Origin of the sequence: Halomonas urumqiensis, from assembly GCF_003028575.1 — a bacterium.
In the GTDB taxonomy this organism is placed as follows: Bacteria; Pseudomonadota; Gammaproteobacteria; order Pseudomonadales; family Halomonadaceae; genus Halomonas; species Halomonas urumqiensis.
Genome location: NZ_PYUD01000001.1, coordinates 254798 through 275238 on the forward strand (window position 1 = coordinate 254798; position 20441 = coordinate 275238).

Below are 20441 nucleotides of genomic sequence, written 5' to 3' on the forward strand. Positions count from 1 at the left end.
AGTAGTTGCTTGATCCGGCCAAGCCCGAAGATGAAGGTAGCAGGGGCAGAGAGTAACGGGGAGGGCGTGACATGCAGCTTGCCGTAATGGGTGGCTTCATCCTGGCGGGAATGGCGCCACTGCTGCACCACTGGTTTGGTGCCAGGACACCGTTGGTCATGGCGATTCTGCCGTTGTCCATGGCGATGTGGTTGATGGGGCAGTGGCCAACGATTGCGGCCGGCGACGTGCTGCTGCTGGAGTGGGCCTGGGTACCCGCGCTCGGTATTACGTTGACCTTCCTGATCGATGGCCTGGCCTGGCTCTTCGCGATGCTGATCACCGTGATCGGCGCACTGGTGCTGATTTATACCGGCGACTATCTGAAAGGCCATCGTGATCTGCCACGCTTTCTGGTGGTGATCGTCGCCTTCATGATGTCGATGCTCGGCCTGGTGCTGTCCGATAACCTGGTAACCCTGTTCGTCTTCTGGGAACTCACCAGTATCACCTCCTACCTGTTGATCGGGTTCAACCACACCGATCTCACGGCGCGAAAATCGGCACAGCAAGGCCTGTTCGTCACGGTGGCTGGCGGTCTTGCGCTGATGGCAGGACTGGTGATGTTGGGTGTTGCCGGCGGCAGTTGGTCATTGTCCGAGCTGAACGCCATGGGTGATGTCCTGCGTGAGCATGATCTCTACACCCCCTTGCTGATCTGTGTGTTGCTCGGTGCCTTTACCAAGTCGGCTCAGTTTCCGTTTCATTTCTGGCTACCCAATGCCATGGCTGCGCCCACGCCGGTCTCGGCCTACCTGCACTCCGCCACCATGGTCAAGGCAGGGATTTATCTTCTGGCGCGACTGCAGCCAAGCCTTGGCGGTACCGAGATGTGGATTATTATCCTCTCGGTTGTTGGGGCATTCACCATGTTCACTGGTGCCTTCCTGGCCATTCGCAATACCAACGTCAAGAAGCTGCTTGCCTACTCCACGGTGATGGCCCTGGGAACCTTGACGATGCTGTTGGGGATCGGCACCGAAGGCGCGCTGATTGCCTTCGTTACCTTCCTGCTGGCTCATTCGCTGTACAAGGGCGCGCTGTTCATGGTTGCCGGTATCCTGGATCATGAGACCGGCACCAAGGATGTCACTGCGATGGGTGGTTTGCGCCACGTGATGCCCAAAACCACCCTGGTGGCCTGTATCGCGGCGTTGTCGCTGGCGGGCCTGCCGCCGCTGCTTGGCTTCGTCGGCAAGGAGCTGATGCTGGAGTCAGTGCTCGCTGCTGATCACTTTGACATGCTGATACTGATGCTGGCCTTCATCGCGGCCTTCCTTACCCTGGCGGTGGCGGCTGTCATGGTGCTTAAACCGTTCTTTGGCAAACGTCGCGAGACACCCAAGACACCACATGAAGCCCCGACAGGCATGCTGGCAGGTCCTGCCATGCTTGCCACCTTATCGTTACTGTTGGGCCTGATGCCTGGGGTTCTCGACTCCCTGGTAACCGCGACGGTAGAGCAGATGGGCGTTGCTGGACCAGACGTGCACCTGGCACTCTGGCATGGCATTAACCTGCCGCTCATCCTGTCGCTTGTGAGCCTGGCATTGGGGGCGCTTGTTTACCGCCACTGGGATCGAGTGCGTGCCCGTTTGGCACGACTTGATCCGCTGCTGGCGCGGGGGCCAGAAGCCGGTTACGAGGCGTTGATGGCCTGGGTGGTGGTGTTCTCCGAGTGGCAGACCCGCGTGCTGCAGAACGGCTATATGCGCAACTATATTCTTGTGATGATCCTCACGCTGATTGCCTTGATCGGCAATTCATTGTTGCTGCGGCATGCACCACAGTTGGCTTTTCACCTGGATGTACAGTTCCACGAAGCGGTTGTGGTGGGCATGATGGTGATGGGGGCATTGTTCGCCACCATCGCTCGCTCAAGACTTGGGGCGGTGGTCTCTGTGGGCATAATGGGATTCTCCATAGCCCTGACTTTCATTCAGTTCAGCGCTCCAGACCTGGGTATCACGCAGTTGCTGGTCGAGACCCTGACAGTGATACTGCTGGTACTTGTGCTGTTCCGTTTACCTCGCTTCTCTACCTTGTCGAATCCACTGGAGCGAGTTCGCGACGTCATTGTTGCAGGCTGCATGGGAGGCATGATCACCCTGCTGGTGCTCACTTCGTGGAGTATCGATCAGTTCGTGCCAATTTCCGGTTATATGATCGAGAACAGTGTGCCATTGGCGCACGGCCGCAACATTGTCAACGTCATACTGGTCGACTATCGCTCGTTGGACACCTTGGGTGAAATCTTCGTGCTGGCACTGGCTGCGATTGGCGTTTTCGCGATGCTCAAGTTCCGTGCCCCGGAGAGATCAGTGAAACAGGGCGCTGCAGCCAAGGAGAATGCAGATGGTTAAGTCCGGTACCATCATTCTCAATACTGCTGCGCGGCTGATGATGCCACTGCAACTGTTGTTCTCGGTATTTCTGCTGTTGCGCGGTCATGACGAGCCTGGTGGTGGCTTCATTGCCGGATTGGTGGCAGCGGGCGCCTTCACGCTTTATCTGTTCGCCTTTGGCGTCTCGGCTACCAAGCAAGTGCTTCGCATGGTCGATCCTCGTGATCTGATCGGTGTGGGGCTATTGCTGGGAATGGTATCGGTCTTCCCGGCGTGGTTCATGGGGCAGGCATTCCTGACTGCTCAGTGGTGGACTATACCGATCATCGATTTCAAGGCATCGACCGTGCTGATTTTCGACATCGGTGTCTATCTGGCGGTATTGGGCTCGGTACTGGCCATGGTGATGACGTTGATGGAGGTCGACAAGGATGAGCCATGAACCAATGACGATAAGGCATGATAACCCCACGCTGGCAAAACCCTCAGGGGGAGGTGATTCATGGAACCCTTGATGGCAGTGGCCATCGGACTGCTCTATGCGGCGGCCATTTTTCTGATGCTGCGGCGCTCCATCGTCAAGTTGGTGATCGGCCTGATGCTGCTCTCGAATGCTGCCAATCTGTTGATCTTTACCTCGGCGGGCATGACACGCGGTGCCCCGCCACTGATTCCAGATGGTATGCCTGGACCACTCGGCACTATCGCTGATCCTCTTCCGCAGGCGGTCGTGCTGACGGCTATCGTGATCGCATTCGGTGTGCTGGCCTTCGCAGTGGTTCTGATCCGCCGTGCCTATGAGATCGTCAAGGCCGATGACCTGGACAAGATGAAGGATACCGACACGTGAGGCCCGAAGTCGCTCTACCCGTATTGTTGCCGCTGTTGTCTGGCTCCATCTCAATACTGTTTTGGCGTGCGCGACCCATGCAGCGCTTCGTGGCCGTGGCCGGTAACCTTGCCTTGCTGGTCGTCTCGTTATGGTTGATGGCCTCCGTCAGTCGTGATGGTTACGTCAGCATCCAGATGGGAGGTTGGGAGGCGCCATTCGGTATTACCCTGATTGCCGACATGCTCAGCGCGGTGATGATCGTTCTGACAGCCATCATAGGACTTGCCCTGTCGATCTATTCCTTGGCTTCGACGGGGCCGGATCATGAAAAGTTTGGCTATTATCCTCTGATGCATCTGTTGCTGGCAGGTGTGGCTGGCGCCTTCTTGACCGGGGATATCTTCAACCTCTACGTGTGGTTCGAGGTCATGCTGGTAGCCTCCTTCGGGCTATTGATCCTTGGCGGCGAAAAGCCGCAGATGGAAGGGGCTATCAAGTACGTTACCCTCAACTTGCTGGCATCGGTGATCTTTTTGACAGCCATCGGGTTGTTGTATGGCATGGTTGGCACTCTGAACATGGCCGACATTGCCCTGCGCCTGGCCGAGGCAGAACACCGCGGTATGGTCGAGGTACTGGCGGTGATGTTCATGGTGGCCTTTGGTATCAAGGCGGCGGCTTTCCCTTTGTTCTTCTGGTTGCCAGCGTCCTACCACACCCCACCGGTGGCAGTTTCTGCCTTGTTTGCAGGGCTGCTGACCAAGGTCGGTGTCTACTCGTTGTTTCGGGTATTCACTCTGATGTTTAACGACACGCTTGATTACACTCAGGACCTACTTATCTGGGGGGCCGCTTTCACCATGGTGACTGGTGTACTGGGCGCAGCTGCGCAGTACGAGTTCAGGCGAATCCTGTCGTTTCATATCGTCAGTCAGATCGGCTATATGATTCTGGGGCTGGCGCTGTTTACACCGTTGGCCATTGCCGGCGGGATCTTCGCTGTCATGCACAATATCGTCGTCAAGACCAACCTGTTTCTGGTCAGCGGGATAACTCGCCGCTTGCAGGGCACCTACCAGTTAAAGAAGATGGGGGGGCTCTACAAGGAGCACCCTTGGTTGGCAGTGGCTTTCTTTATTTCAGCTTTCTCACTGGCTGGGGTGCCGCCCCTGTCCGGGTTCTTTGCCAAGTTCGTGATCGTCAGGGCCGGTATCGAGGCCGAAGCCTACGTAGTCACAGGCATCGCGCTTGCAGTGGGTCTCATGACGCTATATTCCATGGTCAAGATATGGAACGAGGTTTTCTGGAAATCGTTACCTGAGGATAACCTGGTTCCTGAACTGGGTGTGGCGAGTGGAGATGATTCGCGAATGGTCAAGCCTAACCTGTGGCTCATGTACCTCCCGGTAGCTGGCTTGGCGTTCTGCGCTGTGTTGATTGGTATCTTCGCCCAGCCTCTGATGGTGACCATGCAGGTGATCGGTGATCAATTGATGACCCCGCAGGGCTATATCGAGGCTGTGCTTGGGCCAGGAGTGGATGTCGGTGACATGCTTCTGGAGTCGCAGCTTGAGGAGTCAAGTCCATGACCGGCGCCATCTGGAATCTGCTTCTTGCCTTGGCCTGGGTGGTTCTCAGTGGCGATTTTACCGGGCTGAACTTGATGGTCGGCCTGGTATTCGGCTACATCACCCTGGTACTGATCGAGCCTCAGGTCCCGGCGCTAGGGGGCTATTCGGTGCGGCTGCCGCGCATCCTTCGCTTTCTAGGCTTCTTCATCAAAGAGCTGCTTCTGGCCAACTTGAAGGTGGCTTTCGACATCCTGACGCCTCCATGGCACATGAAGCCAGGGGTGATCGCCATGCCGTTGGAGGCGCGCAGTGAGCTCGAAATCACTATGGTAGCCAACCTAATATCGCTGACACCCGGAACGCTGAGTCTTGATGTCTCCGATGACCGCAAGGTGCTCTACATTCACGCCATGTTCCTCGACAACGAAGATGAATTGCGGCGCAATCTCAAGGAAATGGAATCCCGTGCATTGGAACTGTTTCGCTGAAACCTGCCTTCAAGAGGTGCCACCATGGAGACTGTGATCCTGATCAGCCAGGTGGTGATGGCGCTTGCTCTGATCCTCGCTTTCGTCAGGGTCGTGCGCGGCCCAAGCTTGCCTGATCGTGTGGTGGCACTGGAGTTGTTCGCCAGTATCGTGGTGGGGTTGGTTGGTGTTACTGCCATCCAGACTGGGGTGCCAAGCTTTCTCGATGCGGCTATCGTCATTGCCTTGATGGGGTTTCTGGCAGCCATTGGTTTCGCGCGTTTTCTCGAGCGTGGAGGGCCGCGAGATGATTGATGTTTTCAAGGGTATTTTCATCCTCTCCGGAGCCATATTCATGCTGCTCGCGGCGCTTGGCATTCTGCGACTTCCCGACCTGCTCACCCGCATGCATGCCACGACTAAAGCCGCCGCCCTGGGCGTCATTCTGATAATGCTCGCGGTGGCGCTGCACTTTGCTCAAGTGGGTGTTGTCGCCAGGGCCTTTGCCATTATCGTGTTCATTCTGATGACCGCTCCAGTTGCCGCTCACGTGCTGGGACGCGCTGGCTACTTCGTCGGCTCGAAGCTGTGGAGCGGTACGGTCAAGGACGAGCTGCGTCCGAACTATGACCCGCTGACCCATGAGCTCAAGAGTGGCATGGAAACCGAGGCCAATGCTCGGCGCCAGCCTCGTGAAACAGATGCCCCCTGAACGACTTGGCCTTACGCAAGAGACCACCTTCGGGTGGTCTCTTGCGTTGGGGAGTGGTGCATGTACAAGAACTGTACGATAATCTTGTACATGTCCACTAATAATGAGTCGAGGTGCTGCCATGCAGCGCAAGGCCGACCTGCCCACGAAACCCTGCATCCTCTGCGGACGCCCCTTCTCCTGGCGCAAGAAATGGGCGCGTTGTTGGGAGGCGGTACGATTCTGCAGTGAGCGTTGCCGGCGCGAGTCGAAGCGCCAGGCGCGTCGAGCCCATCGTTGTGCAGGAGGCCTGACATGAGCCTTTGCATAGTGTGGCTGCGACACGACCTGCGTCTGGCCGACAATCCGCTGTTTGCCTTCGACCGCATGCCCGAGAACCTGGTCTGCCTTCATGTGCTTGATCGCCAGTGGTTATCCCCGACACCCGCGCTGGGCGTGCCACGCGTGGGGCCGGCGAGGCTTAAATTCATCTGGCAGAGCCTGATGGCGTTACGCGGCGAGCTGTTGAAACGGGGCAGTGACCTGTTGATTCGCGTGGGCGACCCCGTTGATGAGGTGGCAAGCCTTGCGGAGTGCCATGGTGCTAGTGAAATTCGTGTGCGCCGTGATGCGGGCCATGACGAGATGCGTGATGTCAGGACGCTGAGGACGCGTCTGGATGGCCGGATCCGACTCAGCGAGCATGACAGTGGCACACTGTTTGATACCTTGACGCTGCCGGTTGACGTCGAGTCGTTGCCGCCTACCTTTTCGGCGTTTCGACGGCGTGCCGAGCGCAATGGGAGCATCAATGACCCGCTGCTCGCTCCCGTGACCCTGCCGCCGTGGCCCGACGCCGTGTCACGAGGCCTTCCCGCACTGCGTGGCGTCTGTCAGTATGCTGCCGCCTGGAAAACCGATCCTCGCGGTCAGTTCCACTTCGAAGGCGGGGAGGCGGCGGGTCATGAAAGGCTCGAGCATGTGCTGTGGCAGAGCCGGCTGGCAATGCGCTACAAGCAGACCCGCAACCGATTGCTGGGGGCCGATTTTTCCACGCGGCTTTCGGCCTGGCTGGCACACGGCTGCCTATCGGCGCGTCAGGTCCACCAGGCGGTGCGCCAGTGGGAGGCCGAGCATGGCCCCAATGAATCGAGTTACTGGATAATTTTCGAGCTGCTGTGGCGAGACTACTTCCACTGGGCCGCCCGCCAGGAGGGCAGCGGGCTTTTCGGGCGGCGTGAGCTTCCGACAGCGGATGCCACCTTCCGGTGCTGGGCCGAAGGGCGCACCGGGGTGCCGTTCATCGATGCGGCGATGCACGAACTGGCCGCGACCGGCTGGCTCTCGAATCGCGCACGCCAGAACGTGGCCAGTTACTTCGTCAAGGACCTGGGAGGTGACTGGCGGCTTGGGGCGGCCTGGTTCGAGCATTGCCTGGTCGACTTCGATGTGGCCAGCAACTGGGGGAACTGGCGTTATGTCGCGGGCGTGGGACGGGATACCCGTGATCGTTGGTTTCATGTGCTCAGGCAAGCCGAGCAGTATGACCCCTGGGGCAGGTATGTCACCCATTGGCAGCCTTCGCTGCGCGCCCTGCCGGCCGGCAGGGCGCGTCATCAACCGTGGCGAGTCGACCCCGATCGCTACCCGCCCCCGATCATGATCCCCAAGGCCTGGGAAGACCGGTTGCTGGCGATCCATGAGGCGGTCGAGCCCGACGAATGAGTCATCAATTCAAGCCTTTTTCACAGGAGACACGATGTTTGCCACTGGTTTCTCCCGCCTGGCCCTGGCGCTTGGCTTCGCCGGATTGTTGCCTTTCGTTGGCGCCGCCATGGCCACCTGGCTTGCCCCGGTGGCCTGGCAGGGGGTGGCCATCAATGCCTTTCTTGCCTACAGCGCGGTGATCCTGTCGTTTCTGGGCGGCGTGCAGTGGGGAGTGGCGATGTCATGGCCAAGCAGCGGTCACGACGTCATGGCCAGGTTGGTCGTGAGCATGGCCCCCAGCCTGATCGCCTGGCCCGCCCTGATGCTCCACCCGTTGAGTGGTGCCTGGGCGCTGGCCGCCGGGTTCGTGGTGATGAGGCTGTACGAGCTCAGCCGTGAAGGCCGGCAACCGCTGCCGGCCTGGTACCAGCGCTTGCGTACCCTGCTGACTCTGGTCGTGCTCATCTGTCATGCGGCGGTGATCTGGCGCTTCATGGTGGTGTGACGCCGCCTTCGCATTGCCGGTGCCTTGCGGGTGGCGGGGCGCGGCAAACTGCGCGATGATCGTTGCTGCCTATTCGCCAAGGAGAGCCGTTTGACCATGCGCAGGATGTTGACCACTACCTTGATGCTGGCGCTGCTGGCCGGTTGCCAGAGCGGCCCTGCTCGAAATGCCAGTGCCGCCGACCACGAGGGCGCCGAGCCATCTGCCAGTGAAGCCTCCACGAGCCAAGCGACAGACCATCGAGATTCCGAGCCTGCGCGTGACGCCGAGCCTACGCGTGACGCCGAGTCTGAGCTTGAGGATTTTGCCTCCTGGCTGGCGGACTTTCGGCGAGAGGCTCGTGCCGAGGGCATCAGCGAAGCGACCCTTTCCAGCGCGCTGGATGGCCTGCGCTACCGCGAACGCGTGATCGAGCTCGACCGCTCGCAACCGGAGTTCGTCCGGCCGATCTGGCAATATCTCGACAGTGCGGTATCCGCCCAGCGTGTCTCTCAGGGGCGTGACAGGCTCGCCGAGCATCGTGACACCGCGCGCCGTATGGAACAGCGTTATGGCGTGCCCGCCGAGGTGGTGGTGGCGATCTGGGGGATCGAGAGCAACTATGGCGGCAACTTCGGGGACTTTTCGACGCTCGAGGCACTGGCGACACTGGCCTTTGAGGGGCGTAGAAGCGACTTTGCCCGAGGCGAATTGCTTGCGGCGCTGCGCATCATCGAGGCTGGCGACATCGCCGCCGACAGCATGATCGGTTCCTGGGCGGGCGCCATGGGTCATACCCAGTTCATTCCTTCGAGCTTCGAAGCCTACGCCGAGGATGGCGATGGCGATGGACGCCGGGATATCTGGGGCAGCATCCCCGATGTGATGGCATCCACCGCCAATTACCTGGCGCGTGCCGGCTGGCGGGCAGGGCAGCCGTGGGGCATGGAGGTGCAACTCCCCGAAGGTTTCGATTACGCCCAGACCGAGCTCTCGACGCGTCGCACCGCTGCCGAGTGGGCTGATCAAGGCGTTCGTGGCGTGGCTGGCGGCGCCTTGCCAGCCTTCGAACAGTCCTCGGTGATCGCCCCGGCCGGGGCCCGTGGCCCGGCTTTCCTGGTGGGCCCGAACTACCGGGCCATCCTGCGCTACAACAATGCCACGAGCTATGCGTTGGCTGTCGGCAATCTTGCCAATCAGATTGCCGGTCGAGATGGCATTCAGCAGGGCTGGCCACGTGACGAACAGCCCTTGTCGCGCAGCCAGATGCGCGACATGCAGCGCGCGCTCAACGCGCGAGGATTCGATGTCGGCACGCCGGACGGAATCATGGGGCCCAATACCCGCAGTGGGCTGCGTGACTACCAGCGCGACATCGGGGTGATTCCCGATGGTTTCGCCACGGTAAGTCTGCTTGAACGGTTGCAACGCTAATCTCTTGAGGAGTCATTGATGAAGTTATCCGTTTGGCCTTCCAGCTTCGGCAAGGCGTTGATGGTGGGACTTTTGAGCATCGCCACGCTACCGGCACTGGCCGAAGAGGGAGACGAGCGCGAGGAGAAGGTATTTGGCTGGGTCGAGATGGCAACATTGCCAGCACTGGACATCCAGGTGAAGGCCAAGCTCGACAGCGGTGCGCTGACGTCCTCTCTGGATGCGCGCGACATCGAAACGTTCGAGCAGGACGGCGAGGAGTGGGTGCGCTTTCGTCTCAAGCTCGAGGATGAAGGCAACGGAGAAACCGTCAGTGAAGAGATGGAGCTGCCGTTGTACCGAGACCTGAGAGTGCGCGGCGCTGGAGGCCGCGATGAGCGCCCAGTGGTACTGATGAATATCTGCATGGGCGATACCATCTATGAAGAGCAGTTCAGCCTGCGCGACCGTGGCGAGATGAATTATCCGCTGTTGCTGGGTCGGCGCACCATTTCCCACCTGGGGCTGCTCGATGTCCGAGACACCTTCCTGAATGACCCCGAATGTGGCGAGGATGCCGAGGTGGTGGAACACGAGTCGGATTGATCCTACGGCTGACGGCACGCGGACGCGTCCAGCGCCTGCCCATTTCGCTACGGCTCCGGACTAGAATAGCCTGGCAAGCAGTGCCGTTACCGCCGTTTCCACGCGCAGGATACGAGGGCCGAGATGAATGCCCTCGCAGCCCGCTGCCAGCAACCGCTCTACTTCCCACTCGATGAAGCCCCCTTCTGGCCCCACCAGCAACAGGGTGGGGGCGTCGATGCCACGCGGACAACTGATCGGCATGCCCGGGTGAGCAAGCAATCCACGACGTGCGGCCAGGAGCTCCGGCAGGTGGTCTTCGACGAATGGACGAAAGCCACGCGCCAGGGTGACATCCGGAAGCACGGTATCACGCGCCTGCTCCAGGCCGAGTGTCAGGTGGGCCTGAATCTTGGCGGGTGAAAGCTCCGGCGATTGCCAGTAACTCTTCTCGACGCGTCGCGTGTGCAGCAGGGTCAACTGCTTCACGCCCAACGCCGTGACATGCTCCAGTGTGCGCGCCAGCATTCGCGGACGGGGCAGTGCCAGTACCAGGTGTACCGGTAACGCGGGCGGCGGCGCCTGGTCCAGGGTGTCGATGGCGAAGCGGGCCTCGTCAGCATCGAGGGACAGCAGCTCGCCACGCCCGATACCGCCCCCCGCGACACCCAGGGTCATGGCATCACCCACGCGTGCGCGGTGAACCTCGCGCAGGTGAGTCACGCGTCGCGGGTCACGCACTCGCGCCAGATGGTCGTGTTCGATGTCGTCGGGAGACAGAAGAATCAGGTTCATTGGGCCTCGTTGATGCCACTTCCCTTGCATGGATGGTGTCGCGGTGCACAATACTCCAGTAGACGAGGGCAGTTGCCCAGCCGGCACCGATACTTTTCGGTGACCGACGACATGACAAGGAGCAGCGCCGTGCGCGTGATTCGCAAGTATGCCAACCGTAGGCTCTATGATACCGAACAGAGCCGCTACGTGACTCTCGAGGATCTTCGTCGCCTGATTCTCGAGGAAGTGCCGTTCAGGGTCGAGGATGCCAAGACCAGCGAGGACCTGACCCGCACCATCCTGCTGTCGATCATCATCGAGCAGGAACAGGGCGATGGGGAGGCCGAGGTGTTCTCCAATGACCTGCTGGCCCAGTTCATCCGTGTCTACGACATGGCCCAGCCGCTGCCCCTGGCGCGTTACCTGGAGCAAGGCACCAAGCTGATGCTGGAGCAGCAGCAGCGCATGCAGGACCAGTGGCAGCAGGCCATGCGCCACTCGCCGATGGAGCTGATGCGCGAACTTGCCGAGGAAAACATGCGCTTCTGGCAGCAGACCATCGGCCCGACCGGCTCCCAGGGGGAAGGCAAGGATGATGGCAAAGGTGGCGACGATGGCGATGGCAAGAAGCAGTGACCTGTCTCCGGTTCAGCACCGAGTGGAATTGCCAACTGCGATAGCCCTGGACCGTTGTCGCCGATGGGGGCGGCCGAGGGCACTTTCTGACATAATGCCGCGACGTTTCGAGTAGCCCATCTCGCGCGTTGAAACGTCTAACGCGCTGTGACACAAGGTTTGACGGATGAAGGTTCTGATCATTGGCGGCGGTGGCCGCGAACATGCCCTGGCCTGGAAGGTCGCAAGCTCACCTCGGGTCACGTCGGTTCATGTGGCCCCCGGCAATGCCGGAACCGCTCGTGAGTCGGGGATTGCCAATGTCGACATCACAGTGGATGACCTCGACGGCCTGGTGGCTTTTGCCCGTGACAACGCCATCGACCTGACCATCGTCGGTCCCGAAGCCCCGCTCGTGGCAGGTGTGGTGGATCGTTTCCGCGAGGCGGGGCTGACGATTTTTGGCCCCACCGCCGGCGCCGCCCAGCTCGAGGGCTCCAAGTCCTTCACCAAGGACTTCCTGGCCCGTCACGCCATTCCCACCGCCGACTACCAGACCTTCACCGAGGTTGCCCCGGCGCTTGCCTATCTAGCCGAGCAAGGTGCTCCTATCGTCATCAAGGCTGATGGTCTGGCGGCCGGCAAGGGGGTGATTGTTGCCATGGATCAGGCCGAGGCCGAGGCGGCAATCCGCGACATGCTCGAGGCCAATGCCTTCGGCGATGCCGGGGCCAGGGTAGTGATCGAGGAGTTTCTCCAGGGGGAGGAGGCCAGTTTCATCGTCATGGTGGATGGCCAGACGGTGCTGCCGATGGCCACCAGCCAGGATCACAAGCGAGTGGGCGAAGGCGATACCGGCCCCAATACGGGTGGCATGGGCGCCTATTCGCCCGCGCCTGTGGTCACCGACGACGTGCACCAGCGCATCATGGACCAGGTGATTCTGCCCACCGTGAGGGGCATGGCAGAGGAAGGCCATGCCTACTCCGGTTTCCTGTATGCCGGCCTGATGATCGACGCGTCCGGCAACCCCAGGGTGATCGAGTACAACTGCCGCTTCGGTGACCCCGAGACACAGCCGATCATGTTGCGCCTGACGTCGGATCTTGCCGAGCTGTGCCTGGCGGGTGCCCGGGGAGAGCTTGCCGGCCTAGCCTGTGAATGGGACCCGCGTGTCGCGGTGGGCGTGGTGATGGCAGCCGGTGGCTACCCCGGCAGCTACCGCAAGGCTGACGTCATTGAAGGCATCGAGGCCGCCGAAGGCACCGGCTGCAAGGTCTTCCATGCGGGTACCAGTGAGCGCGATGGCAAGCTTGTCACCGCCGGCGGTCGGGTGCTGTGTGTCACGGCACTTGGCGAAGGCGTGGGTGCCGCGCGCGACCTGGCTTATCGGGGCGTGGCGGCGATCCAGTGGCCGCAGGCCCTGTATCGCCGCGATATTGCCCACCGTGCGATCGCCCGGGAGCGGGACGAGAGTTGATCCCGCCTGGTCAACTGGGTAACAGACCACCACCAAGGAGCGAGCATGGAGCGCGTCAGGCTGGAATTTCCCGAGGCTCGCCGGGTGCATCGTCACCCGCTGAGCGTGCGTGTATCCGACATGAACTACGGCGGCCATCTGGGTCATGATGCGTTGTTGTCGCTGATGCACGAGGGGCGTAAACATGCCTTGGCGGCACTGGGCTTCGATGAGTGGAACCTGGCAGGCTATCCCAGTGTGGTCGCCGATCTCGCCGTGACCTATCAGTCCGAGGCGCGTTGGCCCGATGCGCTGGTCGTGGAAACGGCCATTCCAGTACCGCAGGGCCGCGCGATCTGCATCTATCATCGCCTGCTCAAGGCCGATGACGACCGGGTGGTGGCCACCGCCCGGCTCAACCTGGTGCTGGTGGATACCAGCAGCGGCCGCCCCGTCAGCGTACCCGAGCCCGTGCGCCAGGCCATTGCCGAGGCGGGAGGCACCTGATGTCACGGGAATATCCGATCATTGCGGTGACCGGCTCTTCCGGTGCCGGTACGACCACGGTCAAGCGCACCTTCGAGCGCATGTTCGCCCGCGAAGACGTGCATGCCGCCTTTGTCGATGGCGATGCCTTCCATCGCTATACCCGTGAGGAGTTGGGGCGAATCTTCCGCGAAGAGCCCGACCGCAAGGACGAGTTGTCGCATTTTGCCGTGGAAGCCAACCTGCTCGAGGAGCTCGAGGCGCTGTTCATGGAGTACGGCGACGGCGGCAGCGGCACCTACCGGCATTACATCCATGCCGAAGACAAGCAGATGATCGAGGCCGGCTACCGTGTCGGCACCTTCACCGAATGGCAGCCGTTGCCGTTCGGCACCGACCTGCTGTTCTACGAAGGGCTGCATGGGGGGTTGGTGACCGCCCAGCACGACATCGCTCGCCATGTCGATCTGCTGGTGGGTGTGGCCCCGACCATGAACCTCGAATGGATCCAGAAGATCGACCGTGACACCAAGCTGCGCGGTTACTCCCAGGAGGCGGTGATCGACACCATCCTGGGGCGCATGGACGATTACGTGCGCTATATCCAGCCGCAGTTCTCGCGTACCCACATCAATTTCCAGCGCGTGCCGACGGTCGACACTTCCAACCCCTTCGAAGTGCAAGACATCCCCACCGATGCCGAGTCCTTCGTGGTGATTCGCTTTCGAGACCCGGCCACGGTGGATTTTCCCTACCTGCTGGCAATGATCCAGGATGCCTTCATGAGCCGTCCGCACACCCTGGTGGTGCCGGGCTCACGGCTGTCGCTGGCCATGGAGCTTATCCTGGCGCCGTTGGTTCGCCATCTGCTGGCACAGCGCCGCTTCCGTTGAGCGTGGCGACCCCCATACGTCTATCAGGAGCCAACACCCATGGACTGCCTGTTCTGCAAGATCATCAATCGCGAGATACCCGCCGAGATCGTCTTCGAGGACGATCAGGTACTGGCCTTCGAGGACATCAACCCCCAGGCGCCGACCCATCTGCTGGTCATCCCCAAGCGCCATATCGCGACCCTCAACGACCTCGGCGAGGGCGACGATGCCCTGGTCGGGCGACTCACCGGCACCGCCGCGCGACTTGCCCGCGAGCGGGGCTTCGCCGAGGAGGGGTACCGCGTGGTCATGAACTGCAATGACCATGGTGGGCAGACCGTCTATCATATTCATATGCACCTGATGGGCGGTCGACGCTTCACGTGGCCGGCTGGGTAGCCGGCGCTTTGCGGGTAAACCGCGCGACTATCAGCGCTCGGCGCATCGGGTGCATCTGTGACGCCGCCTTCGGGCGGCGTCATGCCGCACGCCGGGAACTTCTGGTCAGGTGCCTGCTCGGTTACACTGTGGCGAGTCCAGTGATGAGGTCGACATGAACCGCACGCTTACCCGTACCGACCAACTTATCCATCAGTTCGATACCGTGCTTCGCACCCTGGTGCCCCACGCCGCCCAGCCCTCGCGGCCATCTCCCGCCACGCCGGAGATCGTCGATGAGCCGATGGATGATGACGAACGCCGCCATGCCGCGGGGTTGATGCGCATCAACCATACCGGCGAGGTATGCGCCCAGGCGCTTTACCAGGGTCAGGGCTTGACCGCCAAGCTGCCTGAGGTGCGCGGTCAGATGGAAGAAGCCGCTCAGGAGGAGGTCGACCACCTGGCGTGGTGCGACGAGCGGCTGCAGGAGCTGCATGACCGGCCGAGCCTGCTCAACCCGTTGTTCTATGCGGCATCCTTCGGTATCGGGGCGGTGGCGGGAGCGGTCGGCGACAGTGTCAGCCTGGGTTTCGTGGCGGCCACCGAAGAGCAGGTCGGCAAGCACCTCGACAAGCATCTCGAGACCCTGCCGTCCGGGGATCGCCGTTCACGCGCGGTGCTCAAGCAGATGGTGATCGACGAGGCGCATCACGCCCAGTTGGCCCTCGAGGCCGGTGGTGCGCGCTTCCCCGCTCCGGTGAAGGCCGGTATGACGCTGATGTCGAAGGTGATGACCAGCAGCGTCTACAAGTTATAACTGGGCTTCGCCCGACGGCTTACCCCTCGACGATGGTAAACGAGTGGCTGATCTCGACACCGCCCTTGCCCAGCATGATCGAGGCACTGCAGTACTTCTCGGCGGAAAGCTCCACGGCGCGCTGCACCTGCTTTTCCTTCAGGCCACGGCCACTGACGGTGAAGTGCACGTGAATGCGCGTGAATACGCTCGGCACCTCGTCGGCGCGCTCGGCCTCGAGGGTTGCCACGCAGTCGCTGACCGGCGCGCGTGACTTCTCGAGTATCTCCAGCACATCGAAGGAGGTGCAGGCGCCCAGCCCCATCAGCATCATCTCCATGGGGCGCGGGCCGGTGTTGCGGCCACCGTGATCGGGCGGGCCGTCGATCACCAGGCTGTGGCCGCTACCACTCTCGGCAACGAACTGACGACCATCGGTCCACTTGATGCTGGCTTTCATGGCAAGGGCTCCTTTTCGATTGACGGTTAAAGGTGGCCAGCATACAGGGGTATCGCAGTTGCCCAAAGCGAGAGGCGCCGGGGACAGGTCGTAGAGGGGGTCCGAGGACCAGGGATGGCCGAGGTAGCGTACATGGACGTATTCACAGCGCCCCCTCGAGAGCCTGTCGCCGGAACAGCTTCGAGCGATCCCGCTACTTGCGAATAGCTTGCGGCTCAGCTCCGCAGGCGGCGGTCGAGGTCGGCCAGCCGCTCGGGCGTGCCGACATCCACCCAGGCGCCACGATGGTGCTGGCCGCTGACGCGATGCAAGGCCATCGCCGCACGCAGCAGCGGGGCCAGGGCGAAGGCGCCGGGTGGCTGGTTGGCGACAAGCGCAGGGTCGATGACGCCGAGCCCGGCGTAGGTCAGGCGTGGCTCGCCGTGTTCATGCACCCGGCCATGCCGGTCGAGGTGGAAGTCACCCGTGGCGTGATGCGCCGGGTTGTCGACCAGCACCAGGTGGGCGAGGTCGTGGCCAAGCCCCGGCAGCGTTGCCAGGTCCAGATCGCACCAGATATCGCCGTTGACCAGCACGAAGGGCGCTTCACCGAGCAGCGGCAAGGCCTGGTGGATGCCGCCGCCGGTCTCCAGCGGTGTCGTCTCGTGGCTCCAGTGGATGGCCATGCCGAATTCGCTGCCGTCACCCAGTGCCTCGATGACTTGCTCGGCCAGATAGCTGACATTGATCACGACGTCGCGGATACCCGCGGCGCGCAGGCGCTCGAGATGGTGAACGATCAGGGGGTTCCCCCCGGCCCGGAGCAGTGGCTTGGGGCAATGGTCGGTAAGCGGGCGCATTCGCGTGCCGAGGCCGGCGGCGAGAATCATGGCCTTCATTGGTGAGCCTCCAGCCGACGCGTCAGGGACGGGCGAAATGTTTCGGCAAGCCACTGGCGAAAATCCGCGTGGCCGGCAATGCCCGCCAGACTGTCTTCCAGGTGATCGAGAAAATGCGGCAGGCGCTCGAGGTAGCCGGTGCGGCCATCGCGAAGGGTCAGGCGGCAGAAGATGCCAAGCACCTTGAGGGCGCGTTGCGCGGCCATGGCTTGCACCTGGCCAAGGAAGGTCGCGGTGTCAATGCCGTTCGGCAGGCGGCCATCGGTCACCGCTTGGCGGCGGAAGGCCTCGACCCAAGCGTTGAAGCGGCGGGCCGGAAAGCGGCAGTAACGACCGCGCAGCAGCGAAATCAGGTCATAGCTTATCGGGCCCGCCACGGCATCCTGGAAGTCGATCAGGAACAGTTGCTGGTCATGCACCATCAGGTTCATGGCGTCGAAGTCGCGATGCACGGCCACCACCGGTTGGGCCAGCGCCGACGCGATCAGCGAATCGCGCAGTGCCGCCCATCCAGCGGGTACGGGCATCTCGAGCCAGCCATCGAGGCACCATTCGGGGAACAAGTCGAGCTCACGACCCAGCAGATCCGCATCATAGGCCGGCAGGGCGGCGGAGGGTGCCTGGTTCTGAAGGGTATGCAGCAGCGCCATGGCGCGTTCGTGCCAATCCAGTGTCTCGCCGGCATCGACATCCCGGAAATGGTGTTGCAGCGGCGTATCGCCAAGGTCGTCGAGCTCGAGAAAGCCAGCCTCGAGATCCACCGCATGAAGCCCCGGCACCGGCAGGCCGGCGTCGGCCCAGGCACGGGCGATAGCCACGAAGGGCGTGCTGTCTTCCTTGCGAGGTGGTGCATCCATCAGCATGCGCGTAGTGCCGTCGGGCAGCGTCAGCCGGAAGTAGCGACGAAAGCTGGCATCGCCCGCGGCCAGCCGCAGATCCAGTGCGTCCGCGGGCAGCCGGTGCTGATCGGCAGTCCAATGGTGCAGTCGGGCAAGGCGCGTGGTGGCGGCGTCTGACATGGTGCGAGAGGCTCCCGGTTAGAGGTCTGGCCGGTTGACGGCCTGTTGGTAGCGCCGCATGCTGAGCGCCGAGCTTGTATAATACCGATTCACCCCGCCAAGGACATCGAGGAACATGGGCAAGCAACACTCATGGACGGCTCTGGCTGGCCTTGCGGCCATCGGTCTGGCCAGCGGTCCGCTCGCGGCGGCACCGCCTGCGCCTCTGCCGGCCGAATCCCTGGATTTTCGCCCATGGGGCGATGATCGGCCGGCCGACGCGCTGTGCCGGGGGATCTACGTGATGCCGGATTATCGCGTGGCGGCTCCCGAGCAAGGCAAGGTGGCAAGTGTTTCGGAATTGGCCAACTACGGGTCTGACGGTGAAACCATTCTTGCCGGCGAAGTCATCCTGCGTCGTGATACTGCCCAGCTCGAGTCCCCCAATGTGCGGGTGCCCAGCAGCCGCGATCGCGCCTTTGCCGAAGGGCCGCTGGCGCTGCGTGACGAGAATCTGCTGGTTCGCGGTGATGCCGCGGAACTGGCATTGAACAGCGATGCCGCCAGTATCGACGGCGCGCACTATGTGGTTCACGATCAGCATCTGCGCGGCGATGCTTCGCGCCTCGAGCGCCTGGAGGACGGCCGCTATCGGCTCTCCGATGCCACCTTCACCACCTGCGACCCGGGCAGCAAGCTGTGGCGTCTGGTGGGTGGCGACGTGCTGCTCGACCGTGAACAGGGTTTCGGCACCGCTCGTCATGCCCGCCTGGAAGTCGGTCACGTACCGGTCTTCTATTGGCCCTGGGTGCGTTTCCCCATCGATGACCGTCGCCAGACCGGATTTCTTTGGCCCAGTGTCGGCTTCTCCGATGAGTCGCTGGACTATGCCCAGCCGTTCTACTGGAACATCGCGCCGAATCAGGATGCCACCATCACGCCACGCTGGATCACGGATCGTGGCCTTTTGCTGGGCGGTGAATATCGCTACCTGCTGCCAAGTGACGCCGGCCAGATAGAAGGGGCGTTTCTTTCGGGCGACGATGGCGGGCTGGATAGCCGGGATGCCCCCTCGCGTCGCTACGAGGGTGAGGATCGCTGGTACCTGGATTATCGGCATGCCGGACGCTTCGATGCGCGGACCCGTTATCAACTGCGCTATGGGGCGGCCAGTGACGGGCGTTACTTCGAGGATTTCGGCAGCGACTTTGGCGAGCAGACCACCAACGCCATGGCGAGGTTGGCGCAGGTCGACTATCGCGGTGATCGCTGGCTCCTGGATGCCCGTGCCCAAGGGTTCCAGCGCCTCAATGATCCGCTCGCCGATCGCGACAAACCGTTCTACCGGCTGCCAAGCCTCTCGGCCAGCGCGCGTTGGGACCAACCCTCCGGCTTGTATCAGCAGTGGCGCTCGAATGCGACCTACTTCTGGCGGGACGTCGATGAGAATCGCGTGCCGCTGCGCGAAGCGGCCACCGGTACCAGGGTGCATCTCTCACCGGCGGTCGGTTGGCGCGCCGAGGCCATGTGGGGGCATCTGGAACCCCGCGTGGAGTGGCTCGCCACGGCCTACGACCTCGATTACGGCGACCGCGAGACCGAGCGTTCCGAAAGCCTCCAGCGTAATGTACCGGTGGCCTCCATCGATGGCGGACTGGTGTTCGATCGTGAACTGGATCTTGGCGGTCGAGGGTATCGTCAGACCCTCGAGCCACGTATCAACTACGCGTTCGTGCCGGCACGCGACCAATCGGAGTTTCCCGACTTCGATGCCAGCGAGCGTCCCTTCTCCTGGAACCAGTTGTGGTCACCACGGCGCTTTTCCGGCGCCGACCGGGTAGGGGATCTCAATCGAATTTCGCTGGGGGTCGAATCACGGCTACTCGATGATCAGCAGGGCCGCGAGCGTCTCTCGGTGGGCATTGGTCAGTCCGCCTACTTCGATGACCGCCATATCGACATCAATGGTGACCCCGACACGCTACCCAACCGCGACACCGACCCGGAGGCCTGGTACCGTGCGACCCGCGACCGCTCGCCGCTGGTCAGTCATGTTGACTGGCGGATCACCGAGCAATGGCGTACCCGCTGGGAGTGGCTGTATGACGACCAGCGCGAGCGTACCGAGCGCACCGGCCTCGATCTGCAGTACCGTTCTTCGGTCGGCCATGTGCTGAACCTTGGCTACCGTTGGGAGCTCCAAGGCTTCGACCCTTCGCTCGAGCCGGGGGACGACGCCTTCCGCAACTTCAACCGCGAGGAGGCGAATGTCTCTTTCGCCTGGAAGGCCAGTCCACGTGTCGACCTGATCGGTCGCTTCCTGTACGACAACACCAACGACCGCCCGCTGGAGCAGCTGGCGGGTGTGCAGTGGAACGACTGCTGTTATGGTCTGCAACTGGTCTGGCGAGAGTGGGTCGATGACAACGACACCGCGCGGGTCGAAGATGATTTCAACGACCGGGGAATTTTCCTGCGCTTCGTGTTCAAGGGCCTTGGCGGTGTGGGCCGCAATGCCGACAGCTATTTCGAGGAGGCCATCCCGGGCTATCGCTCCACAGCGTTTTGAGCCCGACCGGATG

The 20441-nt window shown here is 62.0% G+C and carries 23 protein-coding genes; 19 read left to right on the forward strand and 4 right to left on the reverse strand.

What is annotated here, in order from left to right; all coding sequences use genetic code 11:
• Window positions 1–71: 71 nt before the first annotated feature.
• The 12 genes from C6V82_RS01105 to rloA3 all read left to right on the forward strand — a co-directional run bounded on the left by C6V82_RS01105 (window position 72) and on the right by rloA3 (window position 10155).
• A complete protein-coding gene (locus C6V82_RS01105; protein WP_102589058.1) occupies window positions 72–2402 on the forward strand; it encodes a putative monovalent cation/H+ antiporter subunit A in 2331 nt (776 codons plus the stop codon).
• Complete coding sequence (locus C6V82_RS01110) at window positions 2395–2826, forward strand: Na+/H+ antiporter subunit B (protein ID WP_102589059.1); 432 nt, start codon at window positions 2395–2397, stop codon at window positions 2824–2826. The genes C6V82_RS01105 and C6V82_RS01110 overlap by 8 nt, the downstream gene beginning before the upstream one ends.
• A 60-nt stretch (window positions 2827–2886) precedes the next feature.
• Entirely contained in the window at window positions 2887–3234 is a 348-nt protein-coding gene (locus tag C6V82_RS01115) for a Na+/H+ antiporter subunit C (RefSeq protein WP_102589060.1), read from the forward strand.
• Entirely contained in the window at window positions 3231–4805 is a 1575-nt protein-coding gene (locus tag C6V82_RS01120) for a Na+/H+ antiporter subunit D (RefSeq protein WP_102589061.1), read from the forward strand. Before C6V82_RS01115 ends, C6V82_RS01120 begins: the two co-directional genes overlap by 4 nt.
• Complete coding sequence (locus tag C6V82_RS01125; RefSeq protein ID WP_102589062.1) at window positions 4802–5275, forward strand: Na+/H+ antiporter subunit E; 474 nt, start codon at window positions 4802–4804, stop codon at window positions 5273–5275. The genes C6V82_RS01120 and C6V82_RS01125 overlap by 4 nt, the downstream gene beginning before the upstream one ends.
• Window positions 5276–5299: 24 nt before the next feature.
• Window positions 5300–5569 (forward strand): MrpF/PhaF family protein, encoded by a 270-nt coding sequence (locus C6V82_RS01130; RefSeq protein ID WP_102589063.1) that lies wholly within the window; start codon window positions 5300–5302, stop codon window positions 5567–5569.
• Window positions 5562–5966, forward strand: a complete 405-nt coding sequence (gene mnhG, locus C6V82_RS01135; RefSeq protein ID WP_102589064.1) for a monovalent cation/H(+) antiporter subunit G — start codon at window positions 5562–5564, stop codon at window positions 5964–5966. The genes C6V82_RS01130 and mnhG overlap by 8 nt, the downstream gene beginning before the upstream one ends.
• 121 nt (window positions 5967–6087) lie before the next feature.
• Window positions 6088–6264 (forward strand): DUF2256 domain-containing protein, encoded by a 177-nt coding sequence (locus C6V82_RS01140; RefSeq protein WP_180978320.1) that lies wholly within the window; start codon window positions 6088–6090, stop codon window positions 6262–6264.
• Window positions 6261–7670, forward strand: coding sequence for a DASH family cryptochrome (locus tag C6V82_RS01145; RefSeq protein ID WP_102589066.1), 1410 nt, complete (start codon window positions 6261–6263; stop codon window positions 7668–7670). The genes C6V82_RS01140 and C6V82_RS01145 overlap by 4 nt, the downstream gene beginning before the upstream one ends.
• A 34-nt stretch (window positions 7671–7704) precedes the next feature.
• Entirely contained in the window at window positions 7705–8157 is a 453-nt protein-coding gene (locus C6V82_RS01150; protein WP_102589067.1) for a DUF3429 domain-containing protein, read from the forward strand.
• Window positions 8158–8253: 96 nt separating this feature from the next.
• Window positions 8254–9570 (forward strand): lytic murein transglycosylase, encoded by a 1317-nt coding sequence (locus C6V82_RS01155; RefSeq protein ID WP_229843078.1) that lies wholly within the window; start codon window positions 8254–8256, stop codon window positions 9568–9570.
• Window positions 9571–9588: 18 nt separating this feature from the next.
• Complete coding sequence (rloA3, locus tag C6V82_RS01160) at window positions 9589–10155, forward strand: retropepsin-like aspartic peptidase RloA3 (protein WP_229843077.1); 567 nt, start codon at window positions 9589–9591, stop codon at window positions 10153–10155.
• Between the two features lie 60 nt (window positions 10156–10215).
• On the opposite strand, the gene C6V82_RS01165 is transcribed toward rloA3, so the two are convergent.
• Window positions 10216–10929, reverse strand: a complete 714-nt coding sequence (locus C6V82_RS01165; protein ID WP_102589068.1) for a 16S rRNA (uracil(1498)-N(3))-methyltransferase — start codon at window positions 10927–10929, stop codon at window positions 10216–10218.
• A 129-nt stretch (window positions 10930–11058) separates the two neighbouring features.
• Between C6V82_RS01165 and phaR the strand changes: the two genes are divergently transcribed.
• From phaR to coq7, 6 genes are all read left to right on the forward strand, one after another.
• Window positions 11059–11547 (forward strand): polyhydroxyalkanoate synthesis repressor PhaR, encoded by a 489-nt coding sequence (gene phaR / locus C6V82_RS01170; protein WP_102589069.1) that lies wholly within the window; start codon window positions 11059–11061, stop codon window positions 11545–11547.
• Between the two features lie 166 nt (window positions 11548–11713).
• Complete coding sequence (purD, locus tag C6V82_RS01175) at window positions 11714–13006, forward strand: phosphoribosylamine--glycine ligase (RefSeq protein ID WP_102589070.1); 1293 nt, start codon at window positions 11714–11716, stop codon at window positions 13004–13006.
• Between the two features lie 45 nt (window positions 13007–13051).
• Window positions 13052–13492: an acyl-CoA thioesterase gene (locus C6V82_RS01180; RefSeq protein WP_102589071.1), complete on the forward strand. Its 441-nt coding sequence runs from the start codon at window positions 13052–13054 to the stop codon at window positions 13490–13492.
• The gene (locus C6V82_RS01185) at window positions 13492–14364 is read left to right on the forward strand and encodes a phosphoribulokinase (protein ID WP_102589072.1); all 873 of its coding nucleotides are present in this window, start codon (window positions 13492–13494) and stop codon (window positions 14362–14364) included. The genes C6V82_RS01180 and C6V82_RS01185 overlap by 1 nt, the downstream gene beginning before the upstream one ends.
• 39 nt (window positions 14365–14403) lie before the next feature.
• Window positions 14404–14745 (forward strand): histidine triad nucleotide-binding protein, encoded by a 342-nt coding sequence (locus tag C6V82_RS01190; protein ID WP_102589073.1) that lies wholly within the window; start codon window positions 14404–14406, stop codon window positions 14743–14745.
• Window positions 14746–14899: 154 nt separating this feature from the next.
• On the forward strand, window positions 14900–15544 hold the full coding sequence (gene coq7, locus C6V82_RS01195; RefSeq protein ID WP_102589074.1) for a 2-polyprenyl-3-methyl-6-methoxy-1,4-benzoquinone monooxygenase: 645 nt from the start codon (window positions 14900–14902) through the stop codon (window positions 15542–15544).
• 19 nt (window positions 15545–15563) lie between these two features.
• Here coq7 and C6V82_RS01200 read toward each other — a convergent pair whose 3' ends face one another.
• From C6V82_RS01200 to C6V82_RS01210, 3 genes are all read right to left on the reverse strand, one after another.
• Entirely contained in the window at window positions 15564–15983 is a 420-nt protein-coding gene (locus C6V82_RS01200) for an OsmC family protein (protein ID WP_102589075.1), read from the reverse strand.
• Between the two features lie 215 nt (window positions 15984–16198).
• Window positions 16199–16861: an N-acetylmuramate alpha-1-phosphate uridylyltransferase MurU gene (gene murU, locus C6V82_RS01205; protein WP_102589076.1), complete on the reverse strand. Its 663-nt coding sequence runs from the start codon at window positions 16859–16861 to the stop codon at window positions 16199–16201.
• Window positions 16858–17880 carry an aminoglycoside phosphotransferase family protein gene (locus C6V82_RS01210; protein WP_102589077.1) on the reverse strand — a complete coding sequence of 341 codons (1023 nt, stop codon included), beginning with the start codon at window positions 17878–17880 and terminating at the stop codon, window positions 16858–16860. The genes murU and C6V82_RS01210 overlap by 4 nt, the downstream gene beginning before the upstream one ends.
• Window positions 17881–17995: 115 nt before the next feature.
• Between C6V82_RS01210 and C6V82_RS01215 the strand changes: the two genes are divergently transcribed.
• On the forward strand, window positions 17996–20428 hold the full coding sequence (locus C6V82_RS01215; RefSeq protein WP_102589078.1) for an LPS-assembly protein LptD: 2433 nt from the start codon (window positions 17996–17998) through the stop codon (window positions 20426–20428).
• The last annotated feature ends 13 nt before the right edge of the window (window positions 20429–20441 follow it).

Coding starts and splice junctions, on each gene's coding strand:
- C6V82_RS01155 (WP_229843078.1), top strand. CDS start 8,254: ATGCGCAGGATGTTGACCACTACCTTGATGCTGGCGCTGCTGGCCGGT.
- C6V82_RS01130 (WP_102589063.1), top strand. CDS start 5,300: ATGGAGACTGTGATCCTGATCAGCCAGGTGGTGATGGCGCTTGCTCTG.
- C6V82_RS01105 (WP_102589058.1), top strand. CDS start 72: ATGCAGCTTGCCGTAATGGGTGGCTTCATCCTGGCGGGAATGGCGCCA.
- C6V82_RS01190 (WP_102589073.1), top strand. CDS start 14,404: ATGGACTGCCTGTTCTGCAAGATCATCAATCGCGAGATACCCGCCGAG.
- coq7 (WP_102589074.1), top strand. CDS start 14,900: ATGAACCGCACGCTTACCCGTACCGACCAACTTATCCATCAGTTCGAT.
- mnhG (WP_102589064.1), top strand. CDS start 5,562: ATGATTGATGTTTTCAAGGGTATTTTCATCCTCTCCGGAGCCATATTC.
- C6V82_RS01180 (WP_102589071.1), top strand. CDS start 13,052: ATGGAGCGCGTCAGGCTGGAATTTCCCGAGGCTCGCCGGGTGCATCGT.
- C6V82_RS01185 (WP_102589072.1), top strand. CDS start 13,492: ATGTCACGGGAATATCCGATCATTGCGGTGACCGGCTCTTCCGGTGCC.
- C6V82_RS01125 (WP_102589062.1), top strand. CDS start 4,802: ATGACCGGCGCCATCTGGAATCTGCTTCTTGCCTTGGCCTGGGTGGTT.
- C6V82_RS01210 (WP_102589077.1), bottom strand. CDS start 17,880: ATGTCAGACGCCGCCACCACGCGCCTTGCCCGACTGCACCATTGGACT.
- C6V82_RS01115 (WP_102589060.1), top strand. CDS start 2,887: ATGGAACCCTTGATGGCAGTGGCCATCGGACTGCTCTATGCGGCGGCC.
- C6V82_RS01110 (WP_102589059.1), top strand. CDS start 2,395: ATGGTTAAGTCCGGTACCATCATTCTCAATACTGCTGCGCGGCTGATG.
- C6V82_RS01165 (WP_102589068.1), bottom strand. CDS start 10,929: ATGAACCTGATTCTTCTGTCTCCCGACGACATCGAACACGACCATCTG.
- C6V82_RS01145 (WP_102589066.1), top strand. CDS start 6,261: ATGAGCCTTTGCATAGTGTGGCTGCGACACGACCTGCGTCTGGCCGAC.
- C6V82_RS01200 (WP_102589075.1), bottom strand. CDS start 15,983: ATGAAAGCCAGCATCAAGTGGACCGATGGTCGTCAGTTCGTTGCCGAG.
- murU (WP_102589076.1), bottom strand. CDS start 16,861: ATGAAGGCCATGATTCTCGCCGCCGGCCTCGGCACGCGAATGCGCCCG.
- purD (WP_102589070.1), top strand. CDS start 11,714: ATGAAGGTTCTGATCATTGGCGGCGGTGGCCGCGAACATGCCCTGGCC.
- C6V82_RS01150 (WP_102589067.1), top strand. CDS start 7,705: ATGTTTGCCACTGGTTTCTCCCGCCTGGCCCTGGCGCTTGGCTTCGCC.
- rloA3 (WP_229843077.1), top strand. CDS start 9,589: ATGAAGTTATCCGTTTGGCCTTCCAGCTTCGGCAAGGCGTTGATGGTG.
- C6V82_RS01215 (WP_102589078.1), top strand. CDS start 17,996: ATGGGCAAGCAACACTCATGGACGGCTCTGGCTGGCCTTGCGGCCATC.
- C6V82_RS01140 (WP_180978320.1), top strand. CDS start 6,088: ATGCAGCGCAAGGCCGACCTGCCCACGAAACCCTGCATCCTCTGCGGA.